At 64.0% G+C, this 16,396-nt stretch carries 14 protein-coding genes; 6 read left to right on the plus strand and 8 right to left on the minus strand.

All coding sequences use genetic code 11. The annotated features are described in order from the left end of the window. Positions 1 to 2 precede the first annotated feature (2 nt). From ligA to ABD283_RS09945, 4 genes are all read right to left on the minus strand, one after another. Positions 3 to 2,333 carry an NAD-dependent DNA ligase LigA gene (ligA, locus tag ABD283_RS09930; RefSeq protein WP_344224870.1) on the minus strand — a complete coding sequence of 777 codons (2,331 nt, stop codon included), beginning with the start codon at positions 2,331 to 2,333 and terminating at the stop codon, positions 3 to 5. Positions 2,334 to 2,494: 161 nt separating this feature from the next. Further along, positions 2,495 to 3,169, minus strand: coding sequence for a MaoC family dehydratase (locus tag ABD283_RS14370; RefSeq protein ID WP_425552828.1), 675 nt, complete (start codon positions 3,167 to 3,169; stop codon positions 2,495 to 2,497). A gap of 403 nt (positions 3,170 to 3,572) precedes the next feature. Further along, positions 3,573 to 4,955, minus strand: a complete 1,383-nt coding sequence (locus ABD283_RS09940) for a 3-oxoacyl-ACP reductase (protein ID WP_344224838.1) — start codon at positions 4,953 to 4,955, stop codon at positions 3,573 to 3,575. 39 nt (positions 4,956 to 4,994) lie between these two features. After that, on the minus strand, positions 4,995 to 6,320 hold the full coding sequence (locus tag ABD283_RS09945; RefSeq protein WP_344224839.1) for an acetyl-CoA C-acetyltransferase: 1,326 nt from the start codon (positions 6,318 to 6,320) through the stop codon (positions 4,995 to 4,997). Between the two features lie 73 nt (positions 6,321 to 6,393). Here ABD283_RS09945 and ABD283_RS09950 point away from each other — a divergent pair, with 73 nt between their 5' ends. Next, positions 6,394 to 7,071 carry a TetR/AcrR family transcriptional regulator gene (locus ABD283_RS09950; RefSeq protein ID WP_344224840.1) on the plus strand — a complete coding sequence of 226 codons (678 nt, stop codon included), beginning with the start codon at positions 6,394 to 6,396 and terminating at the stop codon, positions 7,069 to 7,071. Beyond that, entirely contained in the window at positions 7,071 to 9,182 is a 2,112-nt protein-coding gene (locus ABD283_RS09955; protein ID WP_344224841.1) for an acyl-CoA dehydrogenase family protein, read from the plus strand. The genes ABD283_RS09950 and ABD283_RS09955 overlap by 1 nt, the downstream gene beginning before the upstream one ends. 67 nt (positions 9,183 to 9,249) lie before the next feature. Here ABD283_RS09955 and ABD283_RS09960 read toward each other — a convergent pair whose 3' ends face one another. The 4 genes from ABD283_RS09960 to ABD283_RS09975 are packed head-to-tail and all read right to left on the minus strand — an operon-like array spanning position 9,250 to position 12,842. Then, the gene (locus ABD283_RS09960; protein WP_344224842.1) at positions 9,250 to 10,167 is read right to left on the minus strand and encodes a PP2C family protein-serine/threonine phosphatase; all 918 of its coding nucleotides are present in this window, start codon (positions 10,165 to 10,167) and stop codon (positions 9,250 to 9,252) included. After that, the gene (locus tag ABD283_RS09965; protein WP_344224843.1) at positions 10,164 to 11,324 is read right to left on the minus strand and encodes an adenylate/guanylate cyclase domain-containing protein; all 1,161 of its coding nucleotides are present in this window, start codon (positions 11,322 to 11,324) and stop codon (positions 10,164 to 10,166) included. The genes ABD283_RS09960 and ABD283_RS09965 overlap by 4 nt, the downstream gene beginning before the upstream one ends. Continuing rightward, positions 11,317 to 11,910, minus strand: coding sequence for a hypothetical protein (locus ABD283_RS09970; protein WP_344224844.1), 594 nt, complete (start codon positions 11,908 to 11,910; stop codon positions 11,317 to 11,319). The genes ABD283_RS09965 and ABD283_RS09970 overlap by 8 nt, the downstream gene beginning before the upstream one ends. Beyond that, on the minus strand, positions 11,907 to 12,842 hold the full coding sequence (locus tag ABD283_RS09975; protein ID WP_344224845.1) for a biotin--[acetyl-CoA-carboxylase] ligase: 936 nt from the start codon (positions 12,840 to 12,842) through the stop codon (positions 11,907 to 11,909). Before ABD283_RS09975 ends, ABD283_RS09970 begins: the two co-directional genes overlap by 4 nt. Positions 12,843 to 12,961: 119 nt before the next feature. Here ABD283_RS09975 and ABD283_RS09980 point away from each other — a divergent pair, with 119 nt between their 5' ends. The 4 genes from ABD283_RS09980 (at position 12,962) to ABD283_RS09995 (ending at position 16,383) form a co-directional block, all read left to right on the plus strand. After that, the gene (locus ABD283_RS09980; protein WP_344224846.1) at positions 12,962 to 13,246 is read left to right on the plus strand and encodes a YciI family protein; all 285 of its coding nucleotides are present in this window, start codon (positions 12,962 to 12,964) and stop codon (positions 13,244 to 13,246) included. A 152-nt stretch (positions 13,247 to 13,398) separates the two neighbouring features. Next, the gene (locus tag ABD283_RS09985; protein WP_344224847.1) at positions 13,399 to 14,982 is read left to right on the plus strand and encodes an acyl-CoA carboxylase subunit beta; all 1,584 of its coding nucleotides are present in this window, start codon (positions 13,399 to 13,401) and stop codon (positions 14,980 to 14,982) included. Then, positions 14,979 to 15,254: an acyl-CoA carboxylase subunit epsilon gene (locus ABD283_RS09990; RefSeq protein ID WP_344224848.1), complete on the plus strand. Its 276-nt coding sequence runs from the start codon at positions 14,979 to 14,981 to the stop codon at positions 15,252 to 15,254. Before ABD283_RS09985 ends, ABD283_RS09990 begins: the two co-directional genes overlap by 4 nt. A gap of 37 nt (positions 15,255 to 15,291) precedes the next feature. Next, positions 15,292 to 16,383, plus strand: coding sequence for a MauE/DoxX family redox-associated membrane protein (locus ABD283_RS09995; RefSeq protein ID WP_344224849.1), 1,092 nt, complete (start codon positions 15,292 to 15,294; stop codon positions 16,381 to 16,383). The last annotated feature ends 13 nt before the right edge of the window (positions 16,384 to 16,396 follow it).

Raw genomic sequence — 16,396 nt, forward strand, 5'->3', positions numbered from 1 at the left:
GTTCAGTTCTCCTGCGTTTCGGTCATTGCTTCTGTCACTGAGTCAGTGGTATCGGGTGCTTCCTCCATGGAATCCCCGGAGTCCTGGTCGCCCAAGGCAGCTGGCCCTTCCGCGAGCAACCGGTCGAACCCGGCTTCATCCAAGACGGGAACACCCAATGATTCAGCCTTGTCCAATTTGGACCCGGCGTTCTCCCCGGCCACCAGGAAGTCAGTCTTCTTCGAGACGGATCCCGAAGCCTTACCGCCTCGTACCAAGATGGCTTCCTTGGCGGAGTCGCGACTGTAGTTCTCCAGGGATCCTGTGACCACCACGGTCACACCTTCGAGGGTGCGAGGCGTGGATTCGTCAATCTCTTCCTCCATGCGCACACCGGCCGCAGCCCATGTATCAACCACTTTGCGCCGCCACTCCTCGCTGAGGAACTCCTTGACCGCCTGAGCGATAACCGGCCCCACGCCGTCGGTACCCGCCAGGGTTTCTTCATCCGCGTCACGAATGGCCTGCATCGACCCGAAAGCAGTCGCCAGCGAGCGCGCGGCGGTCGGCCCCACGTGGCGAATCGACAGGGCCACGAGAACTCGCCAAAGCTCCTTGGACTTAGCTTTTTCGAGCTCCGTGAACATTTGCTCGGTGGTCTTGGACGGCACGCTGGGTTTGGCCTTGGTGGCCTTCGTCCAGAAGTAAGGGACCAGCTGAAGCGTGACCTTCTGGGCCTTCTCCCCCGTCTCCTTGTCTGTCACCGTTCGCTTGATCTCGCGCCAGATCTGGACGTGCTCGAGATCCGCGGCGGTGAGATCAAACAACCGCGCTTCGTTACGCAGCGGCGGTTCGGAGAACTCGGAGCCGTCGGGGGCGTCCAGCGGGACGGGCTGAGTGAGGGCCTTGGCCGCCTCGTCACCGAGCGCTTCAATGTCGAAAGCACCACGGCTCGCGGCGTGCGAAACGCGTTCCATCAGCTGTGCGGGGCAGCTCTCAGCGTTGGGACAGCGGATATCCACGTCACCTTCCTTGGCGGGGCGCAGTTCCGTGCCGCAGTTGGGGCAGTGGGTGGGCATGACGAATTCCCGCTCGGTTCCGTCCCGCAGTGCGGCTACCGGACCCACGATTTCCGGGATCACGTCTCCCGCTTTGCGGAGCACCACCGTGTCCCCGATCAGCACGCCCTTGGCCTTGACCACGTCCTGGTTGTGCAGGGTGGCCATTTCCACTGTTGAACCGGCAACTTTGACGGGTTCCATCACGCCGTAGGGCGTGACGCGCCCGGTTCGCCCCACGTTCACGCGAATGTCCAGAAGCTTGGTGTTGACCTCTTCCGGCGGATACTTGTAAGCCACCGCCCACCGGGGCACACGGGACGTGTACCCCAACCGGAATTGGGTGCGGCGGTCATTCACCTTGATGACAATGCCGTCAATCTCGTGCAGCAGGTCGTGGCGTTTGTTGCCGAACTCCTCGATGAAATCCAGCACCTGCTCGATGCTGCCCAGAACCTTGGAGTATGGACTCACCGGTAGACCCCAGGATTTGAGGACATCGTAGGCCTCGGACTGGCTGTCCAAATCGAAACCCTTTGCGGCGCCAATGCCGTGCACGAACATGGACAGGGGCCGACGCGCGGTGACCTGCGGATCCTTTTGCCTCAATGACCCTGCTGCGGCGTTACGCGGGTTCGCGAAAGGTGCTCGCCCCTCTTCAACGATCTGCTCGTTGAGCCGGCGGAAGTCCTTGGACGAAATGAAAACTTCGCCGCGGATCTCTACCTCTTCCGGCAAGTTCTCACCGGAAAGCTTTTGCGGGATGTCCTTGATGGTCGCCACGTTGTGAGTGATGTCTTCACCGGTGGTGCCGTCTCCACGGGTTGCGGCTCGCACCAGATCACCATTGCGGTACAGCAGGTTTACAGCCAACCCGTCGATCTTGACCTCGGACAGCCACTGGACCTTGGGCGCACCGGGTAGGTCCGCGATCTGCGCCTCGGCCCGCGTGAGCCACGCGGTGAGCTCATCAGTGGAGAAAACGTCCTCCAGCGAGTACATCTTCTCGAGGTGCTTGACCGGCGAGAAGGCTGCGGATACCTCACCCCCCACCTCTTGCGTGGGCGAGTCGTTGGCCACCAGGTGCGGGTTCAGTGCCTCGAACTCTTCGAGCTTGCGATACAGCTCGTCGTACTCAGCATCCGAAATGGTGGGCTGATCGTTCACGTAATAGGCGGTACGCGCCTCTCGGACACGATCCGACAGCTCCGCGTACTCCTCGCGCAGCGCCTCGCTGGGCTCGTCCGGGTTCAGGTCCTGCCCGGAGGCATCCGTGGCCTGCTGAGTTTTGGTCACCTTGTTCTCGCTCACCCCACCATTGTGTCCCACGGCTCGGACATCATGGCTCGGACATGCTGCACCGCCTCCACCGCCGTCAGAGCGTGAAAAGACGGTGCGGCCGAGACCCTTGAAGTCCTTGCCGCACCGTCCAATCGATCAGTCAGGTTGAACGGCCGTTACAGCGGCTTGACCACCAGATCCAAGTGGGGCTTGTTCCGCTTGGGATTCCAGGCGATCACGCGAGAGCCGCCCCAGTGTTCGCGGCGGCCGTCATCGTGAACGGAAACGGCCACGGTGGAGGGCAACAGTACGGGAGCCGCGAATTCGACCGACCACCTGAACGGCACTTCCGAGGGCACAGCGGTGGCCGCGAGCGCGCGGGAGGCCGTGTACATGCCGTGGGCAATGGTCCCCTTCATCCCGAGTGCCTTGGCCGAGGGTCCCGAAAGGTGAATGGGGTTGTAGTCCCCACTCACCCCTGCGTACTGACGCCCGGTGTCCGCCTTGAGCGACCACTGCGCGGTCTGCTGCGGGGCGTTGAACGGAACGGTCAACGCGGAGTCCTTGGACTCCTCGTCGCTCGTTCGGGCACCTTCACCGGCGATCGCTCCTGATTCGCCCTTGGCCAGGTACCCGGAACGACCAGCCCAGACCACGGTGCCGTCGGCACGGGTCAGGGTCACGACGGCGTCCACGACTGTTCCAGCGCGGTGCGAACGTAGATTCTCGGCCCAGGCAGTCGCAGTGAGTTCTTCGCCCACGGCCACATCCATGAGGTGCTGCACGGTGTTGGTCAGATGCACCATGCCCATGACCGGCAGGGGAAAGTCCTGTCGGGTCAACACGGACATGGCCACCGGAAACGCCAACGAGTGCAGGGCACCGGAAAACACAGCGGTCTCGGACGATCCCGGGGCCAACGGCTTGGGGGTCGCGTGCACCACGCGGCAGAACTTCTCGTGCCACTCGGGATCCACACTCAAGCCCTCGACCACGTGGGCGACCCGGGGCACCTCAAGGGCAGCCCGCAAACGGTCTCCCCCGCGGTTGAGTAAGGAACCGGGAAGCACCTTGCCCAGAGGGTACTTGCGAAGCGCCGGCAAGGCGCGCGCCGCAGCGTCGCTTGCGAAAGTACCAGCAGCCGTGGCACCGGCTGTGGCGTAGAGCAAGCCCAGGTTCGGCTTAGTGGCCGGTTGGACTTGTTCGTAGTTTTCGGGGACGGTCGGAAACTGTTCTGGTGAGCTGGTCATGGTTCTACGCTCCCACAAGGTTCTGGCCGCACACGCGGAGTGTTTGGCCGTTGATTCCGCCCGCTGCATCGGACAGCAGGAAAGTGATGGTCTGTGCGACGTCCTCCGGGAGACCACCCTGCTGCAGGGAGTTGAGGCGACGGGAGATCTGGCGGCGGGCCGCCGGGATCTTGGCGGTCATCTCGGACTCGATGAAGCCCGGTGCCACCGCGTTGATGGTGCCGCCCTTCTCCGCGATCAGAGAGGCGGTTGCCGCTACTGCACCGATCACCCCGGCCTTGGATGCCGCGTAATTGGTCTGACCGCGGTTGCCTGCCACGCCACTGGTCGAGGCCAGGCACACGATCCGCGGGCTCTCCCCCAGTTGATCGGAGGCCAGGACTGCCTCGGTGATGCGCAACTGGGACTCGATGTTCACGGCAATCACGGAATCCCACTTGGCCTGGTCCATGTTGGCCAGCATCTTGTCCCGTGTGATGCCCGCATTGTGGACCAGAAGATCCAGCTTCCCGTACCGCTCGGACGCGAGGTCGAGGATCTTCTCCCCTGCCTTCGGGTCCGTCACGTCCAGCTGCAGCGCGGAGATATGCAGCTCGTTGGCAAGCTTGGTGAGTGCCTCACCCGCAGCGGGGACGTCCACCACGATCACTTTGGCGCCGGCTTGGGCCAGGGTGCGAGCGATCTGAGCGCCGATTCCACGGGCCGCTCCGGTCACCACCGCGACCTTGCCGGCGACCGGCTGGTCCCAGTTCTCGGTCGAGTCACCGCGTTCGTCGGTCACCGTGAGGAACTGTCCGTCCACAAACGCACTGCGTCCGGACAGGAAGAACCGCAGAGCACCCACCACGGAGGGGGCATCGGCGGGAACGCCATCGGCGATCAGAATGCCGTTGGCCGTGGTTCCACCGCGCATCTCCTGGGCGGCCGAGCGCAGCAGGCCCACCACGCCCTGGCGAGCAGCTGCCACTGCGGGGTCCTGAGCAGCGGAGTCCGCCGGAGTTCCCGACGCCGCTCCGGTTCCGATTCCGGCAGCCGGCCGGGACAGCGTGATGACCCGTCCACCGGAACGGAGCTTGCGCAGCACCGAGGACAGCTCAAGCGCTGCCTTCCCCAGATCAGACGGTGTCTTGGCCTCGGTGTAGTCGATGATCACCGCGCCTACGCGGTCCACTTCCTGGGCGTGGCGGCGCACGTCAAGGTTCCAATCGAGCATGGCCTGCGCGGCGGCGTCGGCGGCCTGACCCTTACCCAGGACCAGAACGGAACCCTCGGGGAAATCGCTACCGGCTCGGTAACGCCGCAGTTTGGTCGGCTTGGGAAGGCCCAGCTTGCTCGCTACCTGCTTACCCAGTCCGGAATTGACCAGGTCCAAATATGTATCTGCCACTCAAAGCTCCTGAAAATCGAAAATCTGCGGGGGAATGTCTTAGACGGAACGCAAGATCATGGCCACGCCCTGGCCGCCGGCGGCGCACACCGAGATGAGTGCGGTCTGCGGACGGCCCTCTGCCTTGGCGCGGGCGGCAAGTTCCTTGGCGGTGGAGGCCACGATGCGGCCGCCGGTTGCGGCGAACGGGTGACCTGCGGCGAGCGACGAGCCGTTCACGTTGAGCTTGGAACGATCCACCGTGCCCACCGGTGCGGACAAGCCCAGACGATCGCGGCAGAACTCCTCCGATTCCCATGCGGCCATGATGGCCAGCACGGTGGAAGCGAAGGCCTCATGGATCTCGATGAGGTCCATATCCTGCAGAGTGAGGCCCTGACGAGCCAGCAGACGCGGCACGGCATAGGCGGGAGCCATGAGCAGGCCCTCGTTACCACTGACGAAATCCACTGCGGCGGCTTCAGAGTCGACGACCTCGGCCAGGGGCGTGAGGTGATGCTCGGCGGCCCAGTCCTCATTGGCGATCAGCACCGCGGAGGAACCGTCCGTGAGCGGGGTGGAGTTACCGGCGGTCATCGTGGCCTCGCCGGACAGCTTTTTGCCGAACACGGGATTCAGCGTGGCGAGCTTCTCCACGGTGGAATCGGCGCGCATGTTGTTGTCCTTGGACAGGCCCTTGAACGGGGTGATCAGGTCATCGAAGAAGCCGCGGTCGTAGGCGGCGGCCAGGTTCTGGTGCGACGACGCCGCGATCTGGTCCTGATCCTCGCGGCTCACGCCCCACTGCTGGGTCGTGAGGGCCTGGTGTTCACCCATGCTCAGTCCGGTGCGGGGCTCCCCGGTAGTGGGAGCGGCAGGCATCAAGTCATTGGGGCGCAGGTTCTTGAGCGCCTTGAGCTTCTGTGTCGTGGTCTTAGCGCGCTGCAACTGCAGGAGCGCGCGGCGCAGCCCCTCGCTCACGGCGATCGGCGCGTCAGATGCGGAGTCCACACCGCTGGCGATGCCCGCTTCGATCTGCCCCAGGCGAATCTTGTTGGAAATCGTGCTCACGGTTTCCATTCCGGTCGCACACGCCATCTGGATGTCGAACGCGGGAGTGGCGGGGTCCAAGGCAGAACCCAGCACGGCCTCACGCGTGAGGTTGAAATCGCGGGAGTGCTTGAGCACCGCACCGCCTGCCACAGCGCCCAGACGCTCGCCGGAAATACCGGCGCGAGCCACGAGTCCGTCGATGGCAGTGGTCAGCATGTCCTGGTTCGATGCATTCGCGTAGGCACCGCCCGCGCGAGCAAAGGGGATGCGGTTGCCCGCGACCACCACGGCGCGTCGGAAGGACTGCTGTGCGTTCTGCTGGTTGTTGTCCATGGAAGGGCTACTCCTCGTAGATCGATATGGTGCGAATCACCTGAAACCCACAGTAGCTGATACTCTCGGTATCGTGAAACAGGTCACAGAGAATGTTGATGGTCGAAATTCACGGTGGCAACGCCACCGCGCCAAGCGACGCATCGAGCTGATTACCGCCGCGCGTGACGCGGTGGCCGCCCACGGTGCCGGGATCTCCATGGAGGAGATCGCCACCGCGTGCGGTACGTCCAAGTCCGTCTTCTACCGGTATTTCAAAGACAAGTCCGGTGTACAAGCGGCCGTGGGTGAATACTTCGTGTCTCGGATGCGAACTCGCATGGTTGCCGCCGCGCACGAGGCGGACTCTTTCGCGGCCACTGTGCACGCGCTCGTGAAGGAGTACCTCAAGTCCGTGGAAGCCTCCGCGGACGTTTACCGGTTCGTGGTCACCGCGCCGGCTGACGGGGATTCGGCCATCGAACAGTTCCTTGACTCTGTGTGCCAACTGCTCATGGACCAGCACATTCGCCACCGAGGCGAACAGGCCATGCCCGAGGCCCTGCTGCAGTGCTGGGCAGCGTCCACGGTGGGCATGGTCCGCGGCGCAGGCGAGGCCTGGCTGGCCCTGCCGGACACGGATGACAAGCCGGACCGACCCGCCATGAGTCAGCTCATTACCGGCTGGGCCGTTCAGGGCTTACGGCCGGACACGTACACCACGCTCTCCGCAGAGGATGCCTCTGCACAGACAACCCCTCAGGAGTCATGATGACTGCAACCACTCATCTTCCGTCCAACCCGTCCACCCAGCAGATGGCGCAGGTGTCCGAGGACGCCGCATTGCCCACGCACATTGACGTGGCAGGTCTCGGCGAGGTTCTACTGGGCCGTTGGCCCGAGGCTCGCAAGGCCGCCCGCGAGCGCGCCCTGGACCCCCGTCTGCACAGCAACCACAACCTCACGTTCGAGGACCAGCGCGACCTCACCTTCGAGCAGGTCAAAATCCTGCGCGACGCCGGCACCGCCCTGGTGGGCATGCCCGAGTACCTGGGCGGTTCCAACAGCCCCGGCGCAAATGTGTCCGCGTTCGAGGAGCTGGTCCTGGCGGATCCGTCCCTGCAGATCAAGTCGGGTGTGCAGTGGGGCCTGTTCGGTTCGGCGGTTCTCAACCTGGGCTCCAAGGAGCATCACCTCGAGTGGCTGCCGGACATCTTGAATCTCAACACGCCCGGCGTGTTCGCCATGACGGAGATCGGTCACGGATCCGACGTCGCCTCGATCGGCACGACCGCGACGTACCTTCCCGACTCGGACGAGTTCGAGATCCATACCCCGTTCAAGGCTGCGTGGAAGGACTATCTGGGCAACGCGGCGGTCCACGGCAAGGCCGCGGTGGTCTTCGCTCAGCTGATCGTCAAGGGCGTCAATCACGGCGTGCACTGCTTGTACGTACCCATCCGCGACGACAACGGCGAGTTCTTGCCGGGTGTCGGTGGTGAGGACGATGGCCGCAAGGGCGGGCTCAACGGCGTGGACAACGGTCGACTGCACTTCACCAATGTTCGTGTGCCGCGCTTCAACCTGCTCAACAAGTACGGAAACGTGGACGAGAACGGGGAGTACTCCTCCCCCATTGCTTCTCCGGGTCGCCGTTTCTTCACCATGATCGGCACCCTGGTGCAGGGGCGTGTGTCCCTGGACGGTGCCGCCACTCTCGCGAATCAAATGGGCCTGAGCATTGCCGTGCGCTACGCGGAACAGCGCCGCCAGTTCAACACGGATTCCGACATCCGCGAGCAGACGCTCATGGATTACCAGCAGCACCAGCGCCGGTTGATCCCCCGCATCGCGGAGACCTACGCGATGATCTTCGCCCACCAGCAATTGCTCGACAAGTTCCATGAGGTCTTCTCCGGTGAGGATGATTCGGACGGCAACCGTCAGGACTTGGAAACCTTGGCGGCCGCGTTCAAGTCGATGTCCACCTGGAGCGCCCTGGACACCCTCCAGGAAGCCCGTGAAGCCTGCGGTGGTGCCGGGTTCATGGCCAAGAACCGCATCCCCCAGTTGCGCGCGGACCTGGACATCTACGCAACGTTCGAAGGTGACAACACCGTTCTCCTGCAACTGGTCGCCAAGCGCTTGCTCACCGACTACTCTGACGAGTTCAAAAACCCGGACATGGGAGTCATGGCCCGTTACGTGGCAGACCGCGCCACCGAGGCCGGTTTCAACCGTTCCGGTTTGCGGAAGCTCACCCAGGCCTTCACGGACACCGGTGACGCCCGTAAATCCGTCAATGCCCTGCGCGATCCTGAGGCGCAGCGCGCCCTGTTGATGGACCGGGTCGAAACGATCATCGAGGACGTCGCGGATGAGATGCGCGCGGCGGCTCGCAAGTCCAAGAGCGAGAAGGCCGAGGTCTTCAACAACAACCAGCACCGCCTGATCGAAGCCGCCCGTTCGCACGCGCAATTGCTGCAGTGGGAGGCCTTCACCGAGGGCCTCGAAAAGATTCAGGATCCCGGCACCAAACGCGTCCTCACCTGGCTGCGTGATCTGTTCGGCCTTCACCTGCTCGAAGAGAACCTTGGATGGTACTTGGCGTACGGTCGGCTCTCCATGCGCCGCGGCCGTGCCCTGCAGAGTTACGTGAACCGGTTGATCGCCCGCCTGCGCCCCTACGCATTGGAACTCGTGGATTCCTTCGGCCTCAGTCCCGAACTGCTGCGCGCAGAAATCGCGGGAACCGTGGAGGAAGAGCGCCAGCAGGAAGCGGACGAATACTTCCGCCGTTTGCGTGCCAGTGGTGATGCCCCCGCCAAGGAGGCCAAGCCCCCGCGCGATCCCAAGGCGGAAACGCGCGGTCACCACGCGTAAGTCTCACCGTTGAATTGCCGACGCCGCCCGCGAAAGTTTCGCGGGCGGCGTCGGCAATTCAGTGGTACTAGCTGATGCGTTTGATGCTGCCGGTGTTGACCCTGGGATCGTCGGCTTCGAGGACGTCCGCGACAATGAGCGTCACGTTGTCCCGGCCACCGGTGCGCAGGGCGGCCTGCAGAAGGACGTCCGCGGCCTCTTTGGGGTGCTGTACCGCGTGCAGCACGCGTGCGATGTGCGCCGGGGACAGTTCACCGGTCAATCCGTCCGAGCACATGAGCAACCGTTGACCCGGGCTCGCCGGAATCACGATGATGTCCGGTTCCCACACCTGACCGGTCCCCAGCGCGCGGGTGATCACGTTGCGCCGCGGGTGCACCAGGGCCTGGGCCGGAGTCAGTTGCCCGATGGACACCAGGTATTGGACCTCTGAATGATCCACGGTCAGCTGACGCACGCCCACGGGGTGCTCGGGATCGGTGGGGCGCTCGCCCACGCCCGGACCGGTGAGCTCGTAGGTGCGGGAATCACCCACGTTGAAGATGAGCCAGAGCCACTGGCCCGCGATTTCCACGAGCCAAGCTCCCGTGACCGTGGTGCCTGCGCGGGTGCCGCACTGGTCCTGGATGGACTGGTCCGCCTCCCACAGCACCGAACGCAGTCGGTGGACTGCTTCGAGCGCCTCATTAGGAACGTCCGGATCCAATTTGAGCTGCCGGTCGATCATCGCGCGGAATCGCGAGACGTCCAAACCGGGCTCGGGTTCTACGATCTGGTAATCCATGAAGTCGTCCAGGGTGAACAACTCGGACGAGCCCAACGTGGACACGCACAGCGCACTGGCGACCTCGCCGGCCTCGTGGCCTCCCATGCCGTCCGCGACGGCAACCATGTTGTCGGTGACGACCAGGGCATCCTCATTGGATTCCCTGCGCAGCCCACGATCGGTCACGCCGCCCGATCGGATGGCCAGGGGCATGCTCATTCGTCCTCTTCTTCCAGTCGGGGACCTTCGCCCTGGGTGATGGATACCGGCTGTACGTCGCCGAAGCCGCGGACATTCCGGGAAGGCTGGGGCGTCAACACGAACCGGTTGTCATTCTTCAGCACCGTTGCCGTGGAGGCATCCACCACCACGCCACCGGGGTCGGTGAGTGCGACCAAACGGGAAGCCAAGTTCACGGTGGGGCCGTAAAGGTCGCCCAGCCGAGGGAGCACTCGCCCCCAGACGAAGGCGACGCGTGCCTGCGGCAGCAGCGGGTCGTTCTTGATCAGCCGGGACAGCGCCAGCGAGATCTGAGCGCCGCCCTCGGGTGTTTCGGAGAGGAACATGACCTCGTCACCGATGGTCTTGATGACTCTTCCGCCGCCCATGGAAATGATCTCAGCGCATCGTTTCTCAAAACGCTGCACCAGATTGGCCAGGGTCCGCTCGTTCATCTGCCGCGACAGGGACGTATAGGAGACCAGATCTGCGAACCCCACGCCACGGGCCAAGGGAAGTGACGATCCCCCCACGTCGGCCACGTGTTCGCCCAAACTCTCGGTGGAACCGTCGGGGCGTTCCCCGCGCATGGCCAGCCGCTGCACCGCGGCCGAGAGCTGACGGCGCCACGAGTAATCGAGCAGCTTCTTAAGGGGCTCCACCATGTCCGGGAGGATGTGCAGAAGCTCGCGCCGGGCCTGCGCATCGGTCATACCCTGGTGGGCCACCATGTCTTCGACGAGAGCTTCGATCTGCCACACGACCATGCGGTCCGATAACTGCGCCACGGATCGTGCCAGGGACAGCGCGGCTTCCTCTGAGAGCTTGTCCTGCTGCACCATGTCAGAAACCACCCGGAGGGCTCGGACGTCCTCCTGGGTGAAGTAGACCTCGTCTTCGCCGAGATTCGGGAATCCCAGGGCTCTCCAGATCTTCCGCGCGGACGCGGTCGACAGGTCCGCGGCGTGAGCGGTTTCCCTGCGTTTGAGGTTGCGCTCGGAACCCAACAACAGCTGATCGAGGTTCTTGACGGCGGCCTTGGACTCCTCCGAGCCGTACAAGTTGGACTGCACAGGATTGTGGAGATTGAGGTTGATCTGTTCGGTCTGCGGACCGACCACGGGCTGGTCTGAGCGCTCGTTGGGGTCTTCAGCCACGCGGCCCTCCTTGGAAACTTCTGCTCGGTGATGTGGTCATGCCAGACCTACTGTAATTGCCTGCGGGCCTTCCGGACTGTTGAACCAGGTCAACCATGGCCTCGGGTTGCGGGCAGGAAGCCAGTTTCAGACCGCCGAGGGCTCCGAAGTCCGCCATGACGGTGCCCCGGTCCACTCCTCGCGTCAGCATGGCAAGCAGTCCCGCGGGCGCCACTACGCGCGCGCTGCGCAGGGCGTCCAGGGGCAGAGCCACCACATTGTCCTTGGCGGGCGGCCCGGTCAGCGCAAGGCGTTGGTTGGTCAGCACGAATACGGTGCGCAGCCAGCGCCACGCCGGCAACAGCACGTAGCGGTAGGCGACCCACAATGCGGCCAGGGTAATCATCCAACCCACGAGCGAGTGCAGCGTGGTCCACGGCGCTTCGTAAGGCCGCCACGTAAGGTCCAGCAGTCGCTGCAGCGCGGAATACAGCAGCACGGTGCACCATGCGATCGCTGCCGGCCCCACCAATCGGATGGGATGCGCCCGAGTGGACACAATGGTTTCTTCACCCGGCCTGAGCACCAAACGGTTTTTCGACCTCATGCTCGCTCCCCCGAGGTCGCTCGAGCGACATGCTCCAGGGCGCGTTGTTCCGCGGCCGTCCTGTCCTTACCGGGTGCCGGTCGCACGTGGACGACGTCGCCCGCGGACAATGCGCGCGCCGCGCCGCTGTCCCCCCGCACGATGAGCTCGCCCGAAGTTCCCAACCCCTCGGCCACTGCTTCCTCGGGCACGGACGATCCAGGCAGGTGGAGAACCACCCGGCGCCCAATGGTGTCCACCTCGGATTCGAGGAGGGCGCGCATTTCACCGCCCGGGCCGAGCGCGGCACCGGGATTCAAGCTCACCTGGTGATAGCAACGAGCGAACTCGCGCAGAATGTCGGTGAGCAACGTCTGACGGCCGGGCACAGCGGCGTCGTCGCCCACCTCGAGTCGCAGAGAGGTGGCGGTGGGGATAGGAAGGTGACGCTGGCTGACGTTGAGGCCAGCCCCCACCACCACGCTGGGTCCCGAACCGTCGGGGTGAGCAATCAACGAGGCCAGTACACCGCATAATTTGCGTGAGTTCACCAGCACGTCGTTGGGCCACTTGACCACCGCCGGAACTCCCGTGATGTCCCGGACCGCCTGCGTCACGCTGTGCGCCATAAGGAGCGTCAGCCACGGCACATACTCCATGGGCCACGGGGCGCCCGCCGCGGTGCGTGGCGTGCACGCCACGGAAAAGGTGAGCGCCACGCCCGGGGGTGTGAACCATTGCCGGTCCAGACGGCCCTTGCCTGCACTCTGAAAACCGGTGACCACCGCACTGAGGTCGGTACCACCGTTCTGCCGCACGTGATCGGCCAGCCAGACGTTGGTGGAATCCACCTGGTCGAGCACGGTGACGGACGCGAATCCCGAGTCCACCAGCGCGGCCTGCAACCGGTCAGCATGGAAATCCGCTGCCGGTTCCTGGGCAGTGGGGTCCATGCGGGCGACTCCTTTGAGGGGGACGTGAAAATCGATATTACTCAGCTTATGTCTACCGCCGCTGTCGGGGCATAAGCTGAATGAGAGCAATCCAACATGACAGCCGGCGAGAGGCAACTATGACCATTTTCGCAGTGACCTATTCCTACGGTGGCCCCGTGGAAGTTCTCAACGAACACCGCCCAGCCCACCGCGCGTACCTCGGCGAGTTGGCGCAGCAGGGCAAGGTCATGGGCTCCGGGCCTTTCACGGACGACGGCGCTGCCGGCGCCCTGCTCGTGTTCTCCGCCGAAAGCGCACAGGAGGTCCATGACATTCTGGCCGACGATCCGTTGGTCGTGCACGGTGCAGTGACCGAACACAGCGTGCGTGAATGGAGCATCAACACCGGCCCATGGGCATGATCCCCTGAGAATGATCACGTGTAAGAACCCGTCACGGGATTGTGGGACCCCTACAAAGGCATGGGACACCCCGCAGAATAAACTTGTGACGTCCTGAACCTGGGACACCGGTACTCCCATCCTTGTACCGGACCGAGAAAACGCGAGGTGCCATGAGCCACGACCTGACTACCACCGCAGGCAAGATCGCCGATTTCCGCGACCGCCGTGAGAAGTCCGAGCGGCCCGCCGGTGACGCAGCGGTCGAGAAGCAGCATTCCCGCGGGAAGAACACCGCCCGCGAGCGCATTGAGATGCTCCTGGACGTGGACTCCTTCGTGGAGTTCGATGCACTGGCTGTGCACCACTCCACCATGTTCGGCATGGAGAAGAAAAAGCTGCTGGGAGACGGCGTGGTGACCGGTTACGGCACTGTGGATGGCCGGCTGGTGGCTGTGTACTCGCAGGACTTCGGCGTGTTCGGCGGCTCCCTGTCCCAGGTCAACGGCGAGAAGATCGTCAAGGTTCAAAAGTTCGCCTTACGCAACGGCTGCCCTCTGATCGGGATCAACGATGGTGGTGGCGCTCGTATCCAGGAGGGCGTGGCCTCCTTGGCGATGTTCGCCGATATTTTCCGCATGAACGTGCGCTCTTCCGGCGTGGTTCCCCAGATCTCTCTGATCATGGGCCCGTGCGCGGGCGGTGCCGCGTACTCGCCCGCATTAACTGACTTTGTGGTCATGGTGGACAAGACCTCCCACATGTTCATCACCGGCCCGGACGTGATCAAGACCGTCACCGGTGAAGAAGTGGACATGGAGACCCTGGGCGGTGCCCGCTCCCACAACGAGCGCACCGGCACGGCTGCCTACCTGGCGGAGGACGAACAGGACGCCTTCGACTTCGTACACGAGCTGCTCGAATACCTGCCCGGCAACAACCTGCAGGATTCCCCGCGCATGGAACACGACCAGATCATGGAGATTGACGACGAGGATCTGGAGCTGGACACGCTGATCCCGGACTCGGCCAATCAGCCCTATGACATGCGCACCGTGATCGAGACCGTGCTGGACGACGGTCACTTCATGCAGATCCAGGAGCTCTACGCGCCCAACGTGATGGTCGGTTACGGCCGTGTGGAGGGTCAGACGGTGGGCATCGTGGCCAATCAGCCCATGCAGTTCGCCGGCACCCTGGACATCGCAGCCTCGGAGAAGGCCGCACGTTTTGTGCGCCACTGCGATGCCTTCAATATTCCGATCCTGACCTTCGTGGACGTTCCCGGGTTCTTGCCCGGCACCGATCAAGAGTTCAACGGCATCATCCGCCGCGGTGCCAAACTGCTCTACGCCTACGCCGAGGCCACCGTTCCCATGGTCACCCTGATCACCCGCAAGGCCTATGGTGGCGCGTACATCGTGATGGGCTCCAAGAAATTGGGCGCTGACATCAACTTGGCATGGCCCACCGCACAGATCGGTGTGATGGGCGCCCAGGGTGCGGTGGAGATTCTCTACCGTCGCGATCTCAAGGCCGCCGCGGAGAACGGTGAGGACACCGCGGAGCTGCGCGCCGAGCTCGCCCAGAAGTTCGAGGAAGATCTGCTGAACCCCTATCAGGCCGCAGAGCTGGGTTTCGTGGATTCGGTGATCATCCCCTCGGAGACCCGCACGCAGATCATCAAGGCCCTGCGCGGTCTGGCCGATAAGCGGGCCTCGATGCCCGCCAAGAAGCACGGGAACATCCCGCTGTGACCGCACGCGAGAAGGCACAGGAGGCGGTGTCCCGGCTGGAATCGGTGGACGCGGACGACAAGCGCGAGCCACTGTTCACAGTTACGCGTGGCAACCCCACTGCCGAGGAACTCGCCGCGCTCACCGCAGTGTTCATGGCCCATGACAACACCGCGGGCGATTCGCACGCCGCGCCCGTTCGCGTACCGCGGGTGCAGTCCCGCCGCATGCGCCTGGGCATGAAGTTACGCCCCGGATGGGGCGCCTGGCGGCGCACACGACCGGAGACCTAAACCCGGTTTTCATGTAGGCCGCAGCATAATGGTGAGCGTGAATGTCATTGTTGCGAGTGTGTTGTGGAGTCTTGCCTTTCTACTCCTGGCCAGTGGTGTGGCCAAGTTGCTCACCCGGAAAACCGATGAAAGCGCTCTGAATGTCATGGCGTTGCCCGCCGTGATCAACACGCGAGTTGTACGCACCGCACTCCCCTGGGTCGAGATCCTCCTGGCTCTGGCCCTGCTGTTGAGTTCCGGAATCGTTCTCTGGGCGGCCACCGCAGCGGCCGTGGTGCTCTTCGTGACGTTCACGGTGTTCGTGAGCATCGGCGTCCGTCAGGGCGATCCCGCCTCGTGTGGTTGCTTCGGGTCTCTGTCCCGCGCCCCTATGTCGTGGCGCACCGTGGTGCGCAATGTGGTGTTCGTGGCGTTGGCCGCTTTCGCTTTCATCGTGACGAGCACAGGTTCTTATCACGGGCCCGCGCTACCTGTCCCGTGGTGGACAGTGGTGGCCGCGGCCGTGCCGTTGCTGGTCATTGGAGTGATTATCTGGACCGAGCGCGGCACGTCGAGTCCGAGGGGCTTGAGCGCCGGCCAGCTGAGCAGTGTCCCTCCGCTGCCCGAACACGTTGCTTCGCAGCAGTCTGTTTCCCCCGTCGGCACCGCGGGGCCTGAGGGTTCGGATGTCACCACTCAACCGGAGCCTGAGGCCGGCGAGGAAGATGACTATGTCCGGCTCCCCGTACCCTTTGTTTCCGCCCTGGACAGCCAAGGCCAGCGAGTATCGGTCCGGACCATGGCCCAGACGCAGGCCCGGGCCTTGTTCTATGTGAGCCCCGGCTGTGGCCCTTGCATCACCGTGCTGGACCGGCTCCACGTACTTCCCGAGTCCTTGGGCCCCGTGGCCATCCACACGGTCGTCGCACACGAGAGTTCCATCGACGCCCTACCCGAGTCGCTGCGCGCCAACGCCCTGGTGGATCCGGACCGTTCCCTGGCCAGTTCGTTCGGCATGGTCGGCAACCCGTGGGCCGTGGTCCTGGGCGCCGACGGTTTGCTCGCAGGTGGCCCCGAGGCCGGCAGCGGTGCCGTGACCCAGTTACTGGATGAACTCGTCGAGCGCTTCGAGACAGCTCCGCGCCCGTGACAGCAGGCGGCCT

The organism is Kocuria atrinae (assembly GCF_039531425.1).
Taxonomy (GTDB): domain Bacteria; phylum Actinomycetota; class Actinomycetes; order Actinomycetales; family Micrococcaceae; genus Kocuria; species Kocuria atrinae.